The organism is Variovorax sp. P2_H12 (assembly GCF_056403395.1).
The window spans coordinates 31,236-45,097 of the sequence record NZ_JBFUFO010000030.1; the positions used below are offsets into that span (position 1 = coordinate 31,236).

Consider the following 13,862-nt stretch of genomic DNA (forward strand, 5'->3'; position numbering starts at 1 on the left):
GTCATTCCATGCAAAACGACAAGAACGTCACCACCACCATCGGCCATTTCATCGACGGCCAGCGCGTCGCAGGCGGCACCCGCATGCAGCCGGTGTTCGATCCGGCCACCGGCTTCTCGGACAAGAGCGTTGCGCTCGCCGACAAGCTCACGGTCGAGCAGGCCATCGCCTCGGCGCAAGCCGCCTTCCCGGCCTGGCGCAACACGCCGCCGCTCAAGCGCGCCCGCGTGATGAGCAAGCTCAAGACGCTGCTCGAAGCGAACGCCGACCGCATCGCCGCGCTCATCACGGCCGAGCACGGCAAGGTGCTTTCGGACGCGCACGGCGAGCTGCAGCGCGGCATCGAGAACGTCGAGTACGCCAGCTATGCGCCCGAGCTTCTCAAGGGCGAGCACAGCAAGAACGTCGGCCCCGCCATCGACTCGTGGAGCGAGTTCCAGGCGATGGGCGTCACGGCCGGCATCACGCCGTTCAACTTCCCCGTGATGGTGCCCTTGTGGATGTGGCCGATGGCGGTGGCCTGCGGCAACACCTTCGTGCTCAAGCCCTCGGAGCGCACGCCCTCCTCGACGCTGCTGGTGGCCGAGCTCGCGCTCGAAGCCGGCCTGCCGCCGGGCGTGCTGAACGTGGTCAACGGCGACAAGGAAGCCGTCGACACGCTCCTGACCGACCCGCGCGTGAAGGCCGTGAGCTTCGTGGGCTCGACCGCCATTGCCGAGTACATCTACACCACCGGCTGCGCGCACGGCAAGCGCGTGCAGGCCCTGGGCGGCGCGAAGAACTTCGCGGTCGTCATGCCCGACGCCGACATCGGCAACGCGGTCAGCGCGCTGATGGGCGCGGCCTACGGCTCCTGCGGCGAGCGCTGCATGGCGATTCCGCTGGTCGTGGCCATCGGCGACGAAACGGGCGACGCCGTGGTGGCGGGCCTGAAGGCCGAGATCGCGAAGATGAAGGTCGGCCCCGGCAACGACAACGGCAACGACATGGGCCCGCTGGTCACCCAGCCGCACTTCGACAAGGTCAAGGCCTTCGTCGATGCCGGCGTGGCGGCGGGCGCCAAGCTCGTGGTCGACGGCCGCGGCGTCAAGGTCGAAGGCCACGACGGCGGCTACTACCTCGGCCCCTGTCTGTTCGACGGCGTCAAGCCCGGCATGACGATCTACCAGGAGGAGATCTTCGGCCCGGTGCTCGGCGTGGTGCGCGTGAAGACGCTCGAGGAAGCCATGGCGATGATCGACGCCCATGAATACGGCAACGGCACCTGCCTGTTCACGCGCGACGGCGAAGCCGCGCGCTGGTTCAGCGACAACATCCAGGTCGGCATGGTCGGCATCAACGTGCCGCTGCCGGTGCCGGTGGCGTACCACTCCTTCGGCGGCTGGAAGCGCTCGCTGTTCGGCGACCTGCATGCCTACGGCCCCGATGCCGTGCGCTTCTACACCAAGCGCAAGACCATCACGCAGCGCTGGCCCTCGGCCGGTGTGCGCGAGGGTGCGGTGTTCAGCTTTCCGTCCAGCCGCTAGGACCGGCTGCGCGAACGCCGACACGGATCCTGGCCGCGAGAGGGGGCGGCCAGCGTCTACACTGCCTGCAGGCCCGGATGCCGTAGGAGGACGTGTTGTGCGGTATCGCATCGAAGATATCGAGGCCTTCATCGCCGTGGTGGAGGCCGGCAGCATCAGCGCCGCCGCCGTCAGGCTGGATGTGGCGAAATCCGTCGTGAGCAAGCGGGTCACGTCGCTGGAAGACTGCCTGGGCGTTGCGCTGCTTCAGCGCTCGACGCGGCGCGCCACGCCGACCACGAGCGGGACGCATTTCTTCGAGCGAAGCAAGCTGCTCCTGCAGGACTTCGACGAGTTTGCGCAATCGATGCGAGGAGAGCACCGCGGCCTGCAGGGAACGGTCCGGCTCGCTCTCCCGATGAGTTTCGGGCAGCGCTGCATCTTGCCCACCCTGATGCCGTTCCTGCGCAAGAACACGGAACTGGTCGTGCACATGGACCTGGATGACCGGCATGTCGATCTCGTGCAAGGCGGCTACGACCTGGCGATCCGCATCGGCGTGCTGGCGGACTCCAGCCTCATCGCGCGCAGGCTCGCCACCAGCAGGCGCATCCTGTGCTGCAGCCCGGACTACCTGGCTCGACGCGGCGCCCCGGCCACCCTCGAAGACTTGTCGCAGCATGAATGCATCGGCTATGGCCTGGTGTCCTCGAACCACATCTGGCAGTTCCGCAGGATGGGCGATGCGCCGAGCGAGCGCGGCAGCGAGCCCGTCGCCACCAATGTCCGTGCACGCGTGGTGACGAACAACGGCGAGGCGATGCGCCAGGCCGCATTGAGCGGGTTGGGCCTGACCGTCCTGCCGACCTTTCTCGTCGGCGGCCTGCTGCGCTCCGGCGAGCTCGTGGAACTGCCGCTGGACGGACTCGTTCCCACCGACGACACGGTGCATGCGGTCTACACGCAATCGCGCAACCTGTCGTCCAAGGTTCGCAGCATCATCGACGTCCTGGCCGACGCCTGGGCCGGTGACATCGCGCCGTGGGACCGCGTCTCGCCCTGAGCATCATCCGCCGCGGCCGCAGGTTGCCAGCTCCTCAAGCCGCGGGGTCACCGCTCTGCTGAAACGCCGCGTTCGCGAAAAGCGATCTACCCGGAGCGCCTGCCAGGACCCAGATTGGGAGGCAAAGGAGTCGACCATGAAGAAACTTGCCTTCAAGAGACGCAACAACGGACGCCACTGGGTGGGCGACGGTTTTCCGGTGCGCAGCATCTTTTCGTACAACGACGTCGCGCAGGAACTGTCGCCGTTCCTGCTGCTGGACTATGCGGGGCCGGCGGATTTTTCGCCGACGCAACAGCGCCGGGGTGTCGGTCAGCACCCTCATCGCGGATTCGAGACCGTCACCATCGTCTACACCGGTGAAGTCGAGCATCGGGACTCGGCCGGAGGAGGCGGGTCCATCGGGCCGGGCGACGTCCAGTGGATGACCGCGGGCGCCGGCATCGTGCACGAGGAGTATCACGGGGCCGGCTTCGCCCAGCGCGGCGGAGCGTTCGAGATGATCCAGCTGTGGGTGAACCTGCCTGCCAAGGACAAGATGACCTCGCCGGGGTATCAGAACATCACGGACGCCCAGATCCCGAGGGTTGCGCTGCCCGAGGACGCCGGTTCCGTCCGCGTGATCGCCGGCGGATTCGAAGGGCAGGCCGGACCTGCGCACACCTTCAGTCCCATGAACGTGTGGGACGTTCGGGTCAAGGCGGGCCGGCGTGTCGAATTCGAGGTGCCGGAAGGTCATGCCGCGGCGGTCTTCGTGCTCAAGGGCGCGATCCGATTCGGCAGCGATGCGGTGGCGGAGGCCGAACTCGCCGTGCTCGAGCGAGAAGGGACGGCGCTCGCGTTCGACGCGACCGAAGACTCGACCGTGCTGCTGCTGACAGGGCAGCCGCTGAATGAGCCGGTGGTGGGATACGGGCCCTTCGTGATGAACACCGAGGAGGAGATCGCCAGCGCTTTCGCCGACTACCAGAACGGCCGCATGGGGCGAATCACGGCGGCATCGGCGGCTTGATCGCGATGGAGCGGGCGGCTTCGACAGCGTCGGAGCCTGCCTCCGCTCGGGGCCCGCGTGTTCTCGATCGAAGAACGCGCTGTTCCCCGAAGTGCCGCTACCGCGCCTCCGGCGAAGTGACCAGAATCGCTTCAACCCAGCCCGCCAGACAGGAGTCACGAGATGAACGCATTCGCAAATGTTGCCAACTTCAACGGCCAGCGCCCCGTCATCGATCCGGCCGACGCGGCCATGCTGCTGATCGATCACCAGAGCGGCTTGTTCCAGGTCGTCCAGGATATTCCGCTGACCCAGCTCCGTGCGAACGTGAAGGCCCTGGCCAAGGCCGCGACGCTGGCCGGCATGCCGGTCATCACCACGGCCTCGGTCCCGCAAGGCCCGAACGGCCCGCTGATTCCCGAGATTCACGAACTGGCGCCGCATGCCAGGTACATCGCGCGCCGCGGTGAAATCAACGCCTTCGACAACGCCGACTTTGCGGCCGCGGTCGAAGCGACGGGCAAGAAGAGCCTGGTGATCGCGGGCACGATCACGAGCGTGTGTCTCGCCTTCCCGTCCATCAGCGCCGTGGCGGCCGGCTACAAGACCTTTGCCATCGTGGACGCATCCGGGACCGTGTCCAAGATGGCGTCCGAGCTGACGGTCGCGCGCCTGCTCCAGGCCGGCGTCGTCGTCATGGACACCATGGCGGCCCTCTCCGAGATCCAGAAGACCTGGAGCCGTCCGGACGCGCAGGAGTGGGCGGAGGTCTACACCCAGGCGATGCCCTCGTACGGCCTGCTGATCGAGAGCTACCTGAAGGCCCAGAACGTCGCCCGAAGCAACGAGCAGCTCGACTCGACGCGAACTCAGCCCTGAGTTGATCCGTGGAGGACAAGGCCATGAGCGATTTCTTCATCGTCGTCTCGCTGTATGCGAAAGAGGGGCGCGAGGACGAGCTGCGTGCCCACCTGGTCGCGGTGGTCGAGCCGTCGCGCAAGGACGAGGGCAGCCTGCGCTACGAGATGTTCGCGGACCAGGACGATCCGCGCCGCTTCATCTTCGTGGAGCACTGGGCAAACCCCGAAGCCCAGAACAAGCATCACACCCAAAGCGCGCACATCCGCCGCTTCAACGAACAAGGCGCAGACGCAGTGGAAAAGATCGAGTTCTTCCACAAGCTGAACAGCGTTGCCTGATCGAGACATGCCCCAGGGCATCCGCGCGTGCTGCGTTCCAGCACATAGAGACCACGTCAGGAGAACACCATGGCCAGTGAAACCATTCGAGACCCCGTCAAGGACATACTGCTCACCCCCCAGAACGCCGCGTTCGTGATCATCGACTATCAGCCGGTCCAGGTGAACTCGATCGCGTCGATGGACCGGCAACTGCTGATCAACAACATCGTCGGCGCATCCAAGGCCGCCGTGGCCTACGGCCTGCCGATCGTGCACTCCACCGTCAACGTCAAGACCGGCCTCAACAAGCCGCCGATCCCGCAGGTGCGCAAGGCACTGGAAGGCATCCCGACCTACGACCGCACGACCATCAACTCATGGGAAGACGTCGAGTTTCGGAAGGCGGTGAAGGAGACCGGCCGGAAGAAGCTGATCATGACCGCCTTGTGGACCGAGGCCTGCCTGACCTTCCCCGCGCTCGATGCCCTGAGCGAAGGCTATGAGGTCTACGTCGTGGCCGATGCGGTCGGCGGGACTTCGCTGGCCGCCCACGAGGCGGCGTTGCGCCGGATCGAACAGGCCGGCGGCAAGATGATCAGCGTGCCGCAGCTGTTCTGCGAACTGCAGCGCGATTGGGCGCGCAAGGAAACCGTTCCGGCGTTCATCAATCTCTTCATCGAGACCGGCGGCACGGCGGGGATCCAGTTCTCCTACGATCGCGAGTAGGTCAGCACGCCGGGGGCAGGATCGACCCGTTCGCTGCGGGGTCCCCTGGGCCAGGCGGCGTCACGCGCTGTCGCGATAGTTCCTTGGCGCGACCCGGTACGTCTTGCTGAACGCGGTCGAGAAGTGGCTGGCGTTCCTGAAGCCGTTCAGGCTCGCGATCTCGGCGATCGACAACTCGCGGCGACTGCGCAGCATCTGGCCGGCATGCGCCAGCCGCAAGGCGAGGAGGTACCGGTAAGGCGTCTGGCCGACGCTGTTCCTGAAGGCCTTGACGAAGTGGTCCTTCGACATGCAGGCGATGGTCGTCAGGTCCTGCAGCTGGATCGGCTGGGCATAGCTCGCCTCGATGAAGGCCACGACCTGCGCCAGACGGTTCGGACTCATCCGGGCTCCCGCCTGGGCGGCCTCGAACAGGTTGAGCCGGTTCGAATCGATGCTCGAATGGCGCAGCACCAGATGCCGGACCACCGCGTGCTGGAGTTGATCGAGCAGGAAGGTCTCGCCGCCGACCGCGAGGGGGCCGTGGCTTTCCAGTTCGTCGCGCAGCATCGAGAACAGGCCGGCCAGCCAGGGGTCCTCGGCGGCGAAGAACTCGCGGATCTCCGGCGTCTCGTCGAGCTCGATTTCTTCCGTCACGAAATCTTCCAGCACCGCCTGCGGCAGGTACAGATGCATCACCTGCGCCTGGCTGCCGATGTGCCAGTCGGTTTCGCGGTGGCAGGAGACGAAGGTCGAACTGCCGATCTTCGAATGGGTTCCCGTCACCCGGCCCCCGCTGCGGCGCTCGATCCGCGTGCTGCCGCTCAAGTGGTGCACCAGCACGTGCTCGGCCATGTGGCGGGTCGACAGGTCGCAGGCGGGATGCTGCCAGCGGGCGCCGAACAGGCGGCTGTGCTTGCTCTTGAACGTGTAGTCCGGCGCATGCTGCAGCGCACGTGCGATGAGCAGCGGCGTTTCAATCAGGGCGGTCATGTCTCCTCCGTGGCCCGATCGCTTGCCCCGCAAAGGACGGTCGACGTCGGCCCATCTGTGGCCTGCCGATTATGCGGGCTTCAAATGCCGCCCCCGCGTTTCAAAAAAAGCGCGGGCATTGGGTAAATCGGGTTTGTCTGCGCCGCCGGCGATCGATAACGCGCCGGTGCACCTAGAGTCGCCGGGCCATCCACAACGACCAGGAGATTCCCATGAACGCCACCACCCTCGACCCCGCATGGAAAGGCCCGCCCCTGACCCCCAAGGGCTCGCGCAAGGAATTCACCGACACCGCCGCGATTCCGTGGACGCCGTGGGTCATGCCGGGCACCTACTTCAAGCTGTTCTATGTCGATGAGGCGTCCGGCCGCTTCACCTTCCTGCTGAAGGTCGACCCCGGCACCGAGGCGCCGGTGCACTGGCACCTTGGCACCGCCGAGGCCTACATCCTGGAAGGCGGCTTCTACTATTTCGAGGACGACCAGGGCTTCCCCGGCGCCTATACCGCCGAGATGCCTGGTGCGATCCACCAGCCCGTCTCGCCGAAGGGCTGCGTCATGTTCGCCGTGGCGCACGGCCCGCTGTCGGGCTTCAATCCCGACGGCAGCATCGGCGGCATCTGCGATGCCAAGCTGATGGTCCAGCTGGCCCAGCAGGGGAACGCGGCCGCGCACGTGGTCCGGATGGGGTTCCTCGGCGAGCACTGAAAGCGAGCGATCGATGCAGCGGGCGTCCGCGATGCGGAGGCCTTGAACACCGAGTGGCTCAGGCGACCGGGTCGTTCCCGTCGGGCGCGATCCCCAGCTCCGAGCAGACCCGCGCCACCAACTTCTTGAGGTCGGCGACCTCGGCTTCCAGCCGTGCCACGTTGGCCTTGAGCGCCGCGACTTCGCCGAGCGACACATCGGCGCCCACGGCGGAGGCGGCGCCGGAGCCAGCCGCATCCTCGGCCGGCGCACCGCTCAGCAGGTGCGCCCAGCGGCTCTCGCGCGCGCCCGGCAGCCGCGCGAGCTTGACGACCAGCGCCCCTGCCGGCCGTTGCGCCATCTCGTCGAGGAAGCCCTCGACCGCCGAGATGTCGGCGAAGTTGTGCATGCGGTCGCAGGCGATGCGCAGTTCGCCCGCGGTCTGCGGTCCGCGCAGCATCAGCACGGTCAGCAGGATGATCGACTGCGAAGGGATCCGCAGCACGCCGTCGACGTTGTGGGCATAGCGGAAGGTGCGCCCGCCGCTGGTCTCCGACACCAGGCTGTAGCCCTTGAGGCTGTCGAGGGCCGCCTGCGCCTCGGCGTCCGTCACCTCCAGGATCGGGTTGCGGCTGGTCTTCTGGTTGCAGCCCGCGACCAGCGCGTTGAGCGTGAGCGGATAGCTGTCGGGAACCGTGCGCTGCTTTTCGGCCAGGACGCCCAGCACGCGGGTCTCCAGCAGCGAGAGGGTCGGGAGTGGCGAGTTCATGGGGTTAGATTAGAAGTCGACCAGCGCCAGCCCGATGGTGAATACGGTGCGCTTGCGGTTGTAGTCGATCAGCGTGTCGCCGTAGCCGTAGAAGAGCTGGGTCTGGAAGCGCAGGTTGCTCTTGACCGGGTCGCCGATCACCTTCAGCCACTCGAGCCGGATCGCGCCCTTGCCGCCGTGCACCATGACGCCGACCTGATTGAGGCGGTTGACCTGCCAGGCGGCCCGGATGTCGGCGTTGCCCAGGTACTTGGTGATGTCGGGGTTGTCGTCGTCGGCGGCGTTTTCCGAGATGCGTTTCCAGACCCGCCCGGTGATCACGAACTTGTCGCCGAGTTCGATTCCGCCCATCAGGTAGACCCGGTTCCAGCTGCGCGAGTACGGCAGGTCCTGGCCGTTCGATTGGTGCACCAGGCCCAGGCCGGTGTAACGCAAGCGCCAGCCGCCCGGCAGCTGGTAGTCGGTCGGGTAGCTGTAGATCATCTCGGGCTCGTGGTCGGTCGTGCGGAACGGCCGCGAGAGATCTTCGTTGAACACCTGCCAGGTCGACGCCTGCGAGTAGGCGAACCAGAGCCCGTCCTTCTTGACCGGGTCGTCCCCCGTGAGAAGTCCTTGCGCGAGCTTGGTGCGCAGCGACAGGCCGATGCGCATGTCCTGGGACTGGTAGGGCCGGTCGACTCCGGTGTGGTTGGGCGCTGGCGAGGTCGCGACTTCCGGGTCCCTCGCGGCCACCCCGAGGCCGACGCTGAGCGGTCGGTAGCCGCGGAAGCCGAACGTGCCGCAGTTGCTGCCGGCCTCGAGCTCCCAGAAGCGCGACAGCGGCGAGTACTGGTGGTCGCGGCAGCCGTCCTCGGTGGTGAGGGTGATCACGCGCGTCGCCGGCACCGTGGCGTCCACGGGCGGCTGGGTTTCGGCGAGCACCGGCGGCGCCGGCGGCACCGCGGCGGCCGGCAGGGTCTGCTGCTGGGCCCAGCGATCGAAGCAGGCCAGCCGCGCCTCGTTGTTGCCGCTGCCCGCGAGGCCTTGGCACTGCTGCCAGGTCAGTTCCGATTCGGCCAGCGGGCTGGGCGGCTTGCCCACGGCCTCGGCCTGCGCGCCGGTGGCGCCGATGCCTGCGAAAAAAGCGGTGAAAAAAAGAATGCGTTTGTTCATCGATCGCTGGCCGGGTCGCCTGTCTTGTTCATCACGAAGGGATGCGTGCTGTCGTTCGCGGCGTCGCGCCAGACGCCCTTCCATGCCTTGCCGCACGAGGACGCTTCCAGCTCGCCCAGCCAGACGCCGCTGATGGCGTGGCCGTCCAGCGATTCGTCGAGACTCAGCATGCCGTCGTCGTCGATGTCGCCCGCCAGCCGGGCGACCGTGGCTGGCGCGCCGTCGCCGCCGCGCGTGATTGTGCCGCGCACGCCGGCGTAGTCCGGATGTTGGTCGAGCTTGACTTTTGCGACGCCTTTCAGGCCCTCGATGCGCGCTTCCCAGGATCCGAACAAGGCCTCGAGCGGCAGCTCGGAGCCCTTGGCGGGGCAGGCAACCGGCGATGGGCCCGTCGGTGTCGATGGGGCCGCTGGCGCTCCCTGGGCCATCGCGCCGGCGGCAGCGATGCAGGCGGCGGCCAGGCAGGCCGTCTGCAGCCACCTCATGGCGCCGAAGCGGCCGCCGCCGCCGCCGCGGCCGCGTTGTCCTGCACCTTGCGCGCGAATTCGGCGCGCAGTGCCTTGAGTTTCTCGCGCGGGTCTTCCTTGGCGGTCTTCTTGTCGAGCGCCATCTCGGCGATGAAGCGGCTCGGCTGGGCGGCGACCATCTCGCGGCCCTTCTTGCGCCGCTTGGTCCAGCTCACGGCCAGGCTGCGCTGGGCGCGCGTGATGCCCACGTACATCAACCGGCGCTCTTCCTGCAGCCGCGTCAGCGTCTCGTCGCTGATCTTTTCCTGCCGGCCGCCGTCGTCGTCGAGCTTGAAGGGCAGCAGCCCCTCGGTCACGCCGACCAGCATCACGTGCGGCCACTCCAGGCCCTTGGAGGCGTGCAGCGTCGACAGCGTGACCACGTTCTGGTCCTGTTCGCGCTCGCTGATGGTCGACAGCAGCGAGATCGTCTGCGCCACCTCGAGCAGGCTCTTGCGCTCGCTCTCGACCGTGGCGCCCGAGGCGTCGTCGATCGTGCCGCCGCAGCGCTGCGACATCCAGTCGCAGAACTCCATCACGTTGGTCCAGCGGCTGGCCGCGGCCTGCTCGCTGTCCTCGCCGTCGTACAGGTGCTTCTCGTAGTCGATCTCCTTGAGCCACTCGGCCAGGAAGGCGCGCGCGTCCTCGGCGCCCATGGTGCGGCGGGCCTTGTATTCGAGGTCGTTGATGTAGCGGCCGAACTCGTGCAGCCCCTCTTGCGCGCGTTTGGGCATCACGCTCGGCAGCGAGGGGCTGAACAGCGCCTCGAACAGGCTCAGCTTGTACTGGCTCGCGAAGGTGCCGAGGCTGGCCAGCGTGGTGTGGCCGATGCCGCGCTTGGGGGTGGTCACCGCGCGCAGGAAGGCCGGGTCGTCATCGTTGTTGACCCAGAGGCGGAACCAGCCGCACAGGTCCTTGATCTCGGCACGGTCGAAGAAGCTCTGCCCGCCCGAGACCTTGTACGGGATCTGCGCGCGGCGCAATGCCTGCTCGAACACGCGGGCCTGGTGGTTGGCGCGGTAGAGGATCGCGAAGTCGCGGAACTCCTTGTGCTGCGGGCCCTGCGCGGTGGCGTCGCCGGCGCGCAGGCTCTGGATGCGCGCCACCGTGCGCTCGGCCTCGTGGGCCTCGCTGTCGGCGTCGACGATGCGCACCGGCTCGCCCTCGCCGAGTTCGCTGAACAGCGTCTTCGGGAACAGCTTGGGGTTCGGCCCGATCACGTTGTTGGCGGCGCGCAGGATCGCGCTGGTGCTGCGGTAGTTCTGCTCGAGCTTGATGACCTTGAGGGTCGGGTAGTCGACCGGCAGCTTCTTGAGGTTGTCGAGCGTGGCGCCGCGCCAGCCGTAGATCGACTGGTCGTCGTCGCCCACCGCGGTGAAGCGGCCGCGTTCGCCGACCAGTGCCTTGAGCACCTCGTACTGGGTCGCGTTGGTGTCCTGGTATTCGTCGACCAGCACGTGACCGAGCGCGGCCTGCCATTTGGCGCGCACCTCGTCGTGCTGCTGAAGCAGCTTGAGCGGCATGCCGATCAGGTCGTCGAAGTCCACGCTCTGGTAGGCCGCCAGCCGCTCTTCGTAGCGGGCCATGATGCGCGCCGTGATGCGCTCGTTGTCGTCGGCCGCCTGGGCCTCGGCCTGGGCCGCGTTGAGGCCCATGTTCTTCCACTTGCTGATGGTCCACTGCCAGATCCGGGCGGTGGCCGCGTCGGTGGTGCCGCCGGCGTCCTTGAGGATCTTGGTGACGTCGTCGCTGTCGAGGATGCTGAAGGCCGGCTTCAGGCCCAGCACGGCGCCGTCCTCGCGCATCATGCGCACGCCCAGCGCGTGGAAGGTGCAGACCACCACGTGCCTGGCGTCGCGCCCGATCAGGCCCTTGGCGCGCTCGCGCATCTCGGAGGCCGCCTTGTTGGTGAAGGTGATGGCGGCGATCCGCTTGGGCTCCAGGCCGGCCTGGATCAGGCGCGCGATCTTGTGCGTGATCACGCGCGTCTTGCCCGAGCCCGCGCCCGCAAGGACCAGGCAGGGGCCGTGCATGTAGTTGACGGCTTCTTGTTGCGCGAGATTGAGACCGGAAGACATGGAGTTCGGGAACGGAAGGCGCAAACGGCCAATGATACGGGTGCCTTCGCGGCGGCTCGGCCGGGTGGATGTGCTAGGGCTTCGGCCGAAGCCGGCTCCGGCGCCCACGCACAATCGCTTGCGTGCTGCAGATATTCCTGGTCACCGTTCCCTTCTTCGCCCTGATCGCTGCCGGCTATGCGGCCGCGCGCGGCGGCCTGTTGCCGCTGTCGTCGATTCCGGGGCTGAACGCCTTCGTCCTTTATTTCGCGCTGCCGTGCATGCTGTTCCGCTTCGGTGCCAATGCGCCGATCGACCAGTTGCTGGACGGCGGCGTGGCGCTGGTGTGGGGCCTGAGCGCGTTGATCGTGGTCGGCGCCACGGTGGCCCTGAGCCGCAACGGGCGCATCGGCTGGAACGACGCTGCATTCGGTGCGCTGGTGGCGGCCTTCCCGAACACCGGCTTCATGGGCGTGCCGCTGCTGGTGGCGATCCTCGGCGCCCAGGCGGCCTCGCCCACCATCATCACCATCGCGTTCGACATGATCGTCACCTCGTCGCTGTGCATCGCGCTGTCGCGGCTCGACGGCGCCGACGAACATGGGGCCGCCAAGGCGGCGCGGCAGGCGCTGCGCGGCATCCTGCTGAACCCGATGCCGTGGTCGATCCTGCTGGGCGTGCTGGCCTCGGCGACGCGGCTGGCGCTCCCGGGCCCGGTCGACCGCACGGTCGCGATGCTGGCCGAGGCGGCTTCGCCGGTGGCGCTGTTCACGATCGGCGCGGTGCTGGCGCGCTCGGCGCTGCTGGCGCGCGAGCACCGCGCCAGCGCGGTCGTCGCGCAGGCCCTGGGCAGTGCGGCCGGCGGGCCCGGGTCGCCGCCGCAGGCGCGGCTGGCCGATGTGCTGCCGGTGGTCGCGATCAAGCTGATCGCGCATCCCTTGCTGGTCTACGGCGTCGCCCGCGGTGCCATGGCGCTCGGCCTGCCGCTGGGAACGCCGGCCCTGGTGGCGATCGTGCTGGTGGCCGCGCTGCCCAGCGCCAGCAACGTGTCGATGCTGGCCGAGCGCTTCGGCGCCGACAACGGCCGCATCGCCCGCATCATCCTGTGGAGCACGGTGGCGGCGTTTTTCAGCTTTCCTGTGATCGCGCTCGCCCCCAGGTTGGCTCACTTCGTGTAGCCGCCCACCCCCTACCGGGGGCGCAGTCAGCGGCCCGGCGAAGCCGGTTCCGCGACTGCCCACGAACGGGCGCGCTGCGCGCAGCCGCAGACAGACACAGCGCGCGTTCCCCGGCCGGCGCAGCCAAGCCCGTTGGTGAAACACCGCGGAACCGGCTTCGCCGGGCCGCTGGTGTTGCCCCCGGTAGGGGGTGGGCGCCCCGACACGAAGTGCGGGGCAACCTGGGGGCGAGCTATGGCGTCAGGACCCCGAGCTTGTAGGGGTCGGCATCGGACAGCAGCTCGCAGTGCGACGGGTCGCGCCCTTGCGTGCCGTCGCAATAGAAGGTGTTGTGGACCCGGCCGAACAGCGTGGGGGTCGAGGTGAACAGAACCCCCTGGTTCGGGTTCCAGGTGTCCTTCGCGGCAGGTGCGCCGGAGGCCGGGGCCGGCATCGCGGCGGGGCCGGACTCCCCGGCCGGCGGGTTGAACTCCGCCTGCGTCCGATGCGCCGCATCCTCGCCCCGCCAGCGGCTCGCGAGTTCGCCGGGCTGCGGCCGGCTGGCGACCGGGATCAGCAGCGTGTGGATCTGGAAGCCGCGCCCGAAACGGTGCTCCTTGCCGGCCAGGAACGCGAAGGCGCAAGCTGCCTGGCACTGGCCCTTGGCCTCGGTGTTGACGCCAGCGGCCTGGATCGCACGCGCATACGCCCTGGCGACCTCGGCCGAGCCGCCGAGCGCGTTCTCGAAGACCACTGTGCGCACCTGGCCGCTGGCCAGCTGCGACTCGAAATCCTTGAGGGCGCTGCCATCGAGCATGCCGCTGACCAGCAGCCGGCTGCCTTCGAGCTCCAGCTCCGCCGCCGGTGCGCCGGTGGCCAGGCAAGCAATCGCAAGGCCCAGGCCCCACAAAGTCCCAGAGAGCGTCTTCATGAGATGACCTTTCGCAGAACCCCGCAGTGGGTCCTGACGCATCCATAGCTTGGGCAGCGAGCCCGCGCTTCGTCAACCGTTGTTGCAGAGTATTTCGTGCTTTTCTCTCACGAAGAAGGGGTTTGCGTGAACTATTGCCTTTGGCTAATGCTTCTGTATTCAGAAG

14 protein-coding genes are annotated in these 13,862 nt (G+C 67.7%); 8 read left to right on the forward strand and 6 right to left on the reverse strand.

Features of this window, described 5'->3' with window-relative positions; genetic code table 11:
- Nucleotides 1-8 precede the first annotated feature (8 nt).
- From AC1DYK_RS23115 to AC1DYK_RS23140, 6 genes are all read left to right on the forward strand, one after another.
- Complete coding sequence (locus tag AC1DYK_RS23115) at nucleotides 9-1,526, forward strand: CoA-acylating methylmalonate-semialdehyde dehydrogenase (RefSeq protein ID WP_478168424.1); 1,518 nt, start codon at nucleotides 9-11, stop codon at nucleotides 1,524-1,526.
- A 97-nt stretch (nucleotides 1,527-1,623) separates the two neighbouring features.
- A complete protein-coding gene (locus AC1DYK_RS23120) occupies nucleotides 1,624-2,568 on the forward strand; it encodes a LysR family transcriptional regulator (RefSeq protein ID WP_478168425.1) in 945 nt (314 codons plus the stop codon).
- 136 nt (nucleotides 2,569-2,704) lie between these two features.
- A complete protein-coding gene (locus tag AC1DYK_RS23125; protein ID WP_478168426.1) occupies nucleotides 2,705-3,580 on the forward strand; it encodes a pirin family protein in 876 nt (291 codons plus the stop codon).
- Between the two features lie 162 nt (nucleotides 3,581-3,742).
- Complete coding sequence (locus AC1DYK_RS23130; protein WP_478168427.1) at nucleotides 3,743-4,438, forward strand: isochorismatase family protein; 696 nt, start codon at nucleotides 3,743-3,745, stop codon at nucleotides 4,436-4,438.
- 23 nt (nucleotides 4,439-4,461) lie between these two features.
- Entirely contained in the window at nucleotides 4,462-4,758 is a 297-nt protein-coding gene (locus AC1DYK_RS23135) for a putative quinol monooxygenase (RefSeq protein WP_478168428.1), read from the forward strand.
- A 69-nt stretch (nucleotides 4,759-4,827) separates the two neighbouring features.
- Complete coding sequence (locus AC1DYK_RS23140; RefSeq protein WP_478168429.1) at nucleotides 4,828-5,466, forward strand: hydrolase; 639 nt, start codon at nucleotides 4,828-4,830, stop codon at nucleotides 5,464-5,466.
- 60 nt (nucleotides 5,467-5,526) lie between these two features.
- On the opposite strand, the gene AC1DYK_RS23145 is transcribed toward AC1DYK_RS23140, so the two are convergent.
- Nucleotides 5,527-6,438: a helix-turn-helix domain-containing protein gene (locus AC1DYK_RS23145; protein WP_478168430.1), complete on the reverse strand. Its 912-nt coding sequence runs from the start codon at nucleotides 6,436-6,438 to the stop codon at nucleotides 5,527-5,529.
- Nucleotides 6,439-6,650: 212 nt separating this feature from the next.
- Between AC1DYK_RS23145 and AC1DYK_RS23150 the strand changes: the two genes are divergently transcribed.
- Nucleotides 6,651-7,145 (forward strand): 2,4'-dihydroxyacetophenone dioxygenase family protein, encoded by a 495-nt coding sequence (locus AC1DYK_RS23150; RefSeq protein WP_478168431.1) that lies wholly within the window; start codon nucleotides 6,651-6,653, stop codon nucleotides 7,143-7,145.
- Nucleotides 7,146-7,203: 58 nt separating this feature from the next.
- Here AC1DYK_RS23150 and AC1DYK_RS23155 read toward each other — a convergent pair whose 3' ends face one another.
- Genes AC1DYK_RS23155 through AC1DYK_RS23170 form a run of 4 tightly spaced genes read right to left on the reverse strand, consistent with a single transcriptional unit; the run spans nucleotide 7,204 to nucleotide 11,629 of the window.
- Entirely contained in the window at nucleotides 7,204-7,893 is a 690-nt protein-coding gene (locus AC1DYK_RS23155; RefSeq protein ID WP_478168432.1) for a YceH family protein, read from the reverse strand.
- 9 nt (nucleotides 7,894-7,902) lie between these two features.
- On the reverse strand, nucleotides 7,903-9,045 hold the full coding sequence (locus AC1DYK_RS23160) for a phospholipase A (protein WP_478168433.1): 1,143 nt from the start codon (nucleotides 9,043-9,045) through the stop codon (nucleotides 7,903-7,905).
- Nucleotides 9,042-9,530 carry a hypothetical protein gene (locus AC1DYK_RS23165; protein WP_478168434.1) on the reverse strand — a complete coding sequence of 163 codons (489 nt, stop codon included), beginning with the start codon at nucleotides 9,528-9,530 and terminating at the stop codon, nucleotides 9,042-9,044. The genes AC1DYK_RS23160 and AC1DYK_RS23165 overlap by 4 nt, the downstream gene beginning before the upstream one ends.
- Nucleotides 9,527-11,629 carry an ATP-dependent helicase gene (locus AC1DYK_RS23170; RefSeq protein WP_478168435.1) on the reverse strand — a complete coding sequence of 701 codons (2,103 nt, stop codon included), beginning with the start codon at nucleotides 11,627-11,629 and terminating at the stop codon, nucleotides 9,527-9,529. The genes AC1DYK_RS23165 and AC1DYK_RS23170 overlap by 4 nt, the downstream gene beginning before the upstream one ends.
- A gap of 122 nt (nucleotides 11,630-11,751) precedes the next feature.
- Here AC1DYK_RS23170 and AC1DYK_RS23175 point away from each other — a divergent pair, with 122 nt between their 5' ends.
- Complete coding sequence (locus AC1DYK_RS23175) at nucleotides 11,752-12,786, forward strand: AEC family transporter (RefSeq protein WP_478168436.1); 1,035 nt, start codon at nucleotides 11,752-11,754, stop codon at nucleotides 12,784-12,786.
- A 232-nt stretch (nucleotides 12,787-13,018) separates the two neighbouring features.
- On the opposite strand, the gene AC1DYK_RS23180 is transcribed toward AC1DYK_RS23175, so the two are convergent.
- Entirely contained in the window at nucleotides 13,019-13,696 is a 678-nt protein-coding gene (locus AC1DYK_RS23180) for a hypothetical protein (RefSeq protein WP_478168437.1), read from the reverse strand.
- Nucleotides 13,697-13,862: the final 166 nt, after the last annotated feature.

What these genes read in the sequence shown, in the direction of transcription:
- AC1DYK_RS23115 (WP_478168424.1), top strand. Translation starts at nt 9, where the DNA reads ATGCAAAACGACAAGAACGTCACCACCACCATCGGCCATTTCATCGAC.
- AC1DYK_RS23125 (WP_478168426.1), top strand. Translation starts at nt 2,705, where the DNA reads ATGAAGAAACTTGCCTTCAAGAGACGCAACAACGGACGCCACTGGGTG.
- AC1DYK_RS23130 (WP_478168427.1), top strand. Translation starts at nt 3,743, where the DNA reads ATGAACGCATTCGCAAATGTTGCCAACTTCAACGGCCAGCGCCCCGTC.
- AC1DYK_RS23135 (WP_478168428.1), top strand. Translation starts at nt 4,462, where the DNA reads ATGAGCGATTTCTTCATCGTCGTCTCGCTGTATGCGAAAGAGGGGCGC.
- AC1DYK_RS23140 (WP_478168429.1), top strand. Translation starts at nt 4,828, where the DNA reads ATGGCCAGTGAAACCATTCGAGACCCCGTCAAGGACATACTGCTCACC.
- AC1DYK_RS23145 (WP_478168430.1), bottom strand. Translation starts at nt 6,438, where the DNA reads ATGACCGCCCTGATTGAAACGCCGCTGCTCATCGCACGTGCGCTGCAG.
- AC1DYK_RS23150 (WP_478168431.1), top strand. Translation starts at nt 6,651, where the DNA reads ATGAACGCCACCACCCTCGACCCCGCATGGAAAGGCCCGCCCCTGACC.
- AC1DYK_RS23155 (WP_478168432.1), bottom strand. Translation starts at nt 7,893, where the DNA reads ATGAACTCGCCACTCCCGACCCTCTCGCTGCTGGAGACCCGCGTGCTG.
- AC1DYK_RS23160 (WP_478168433.1), bottom strand. Translation starts at nt 9,045, where the DNA reads ATGAACAAACGCATTCTTTTTTTCACCGCTTTTTTCGCAGGCATCGGC.
- AC1DYK_RS23165 (WP_478168434.1), bottom strand. Translation starts at nt 9,530, where the DNA reads ATGAGGTGGCTGCAGACGGCCTGCCTGGCCGCCGCCTGCATCGCTGCC.
- AC1DYK_RS23170 (WP_478168435.1), bottom strand. Translation starts at nt 11,629, where the DNA reads ATGTCTTCCGGTCTCAATCTCGCGCAACAAGAAGCCGTCAACTACATG.
- AC1DYK_RS23180 (WP_478168437.1), bottom strand. Translation starts at nt 13,696, where the DNA reads ATGAAGACGCTCTCTGGGACTTTGTGGGGCCTGGGCCTTGCGATTGCT.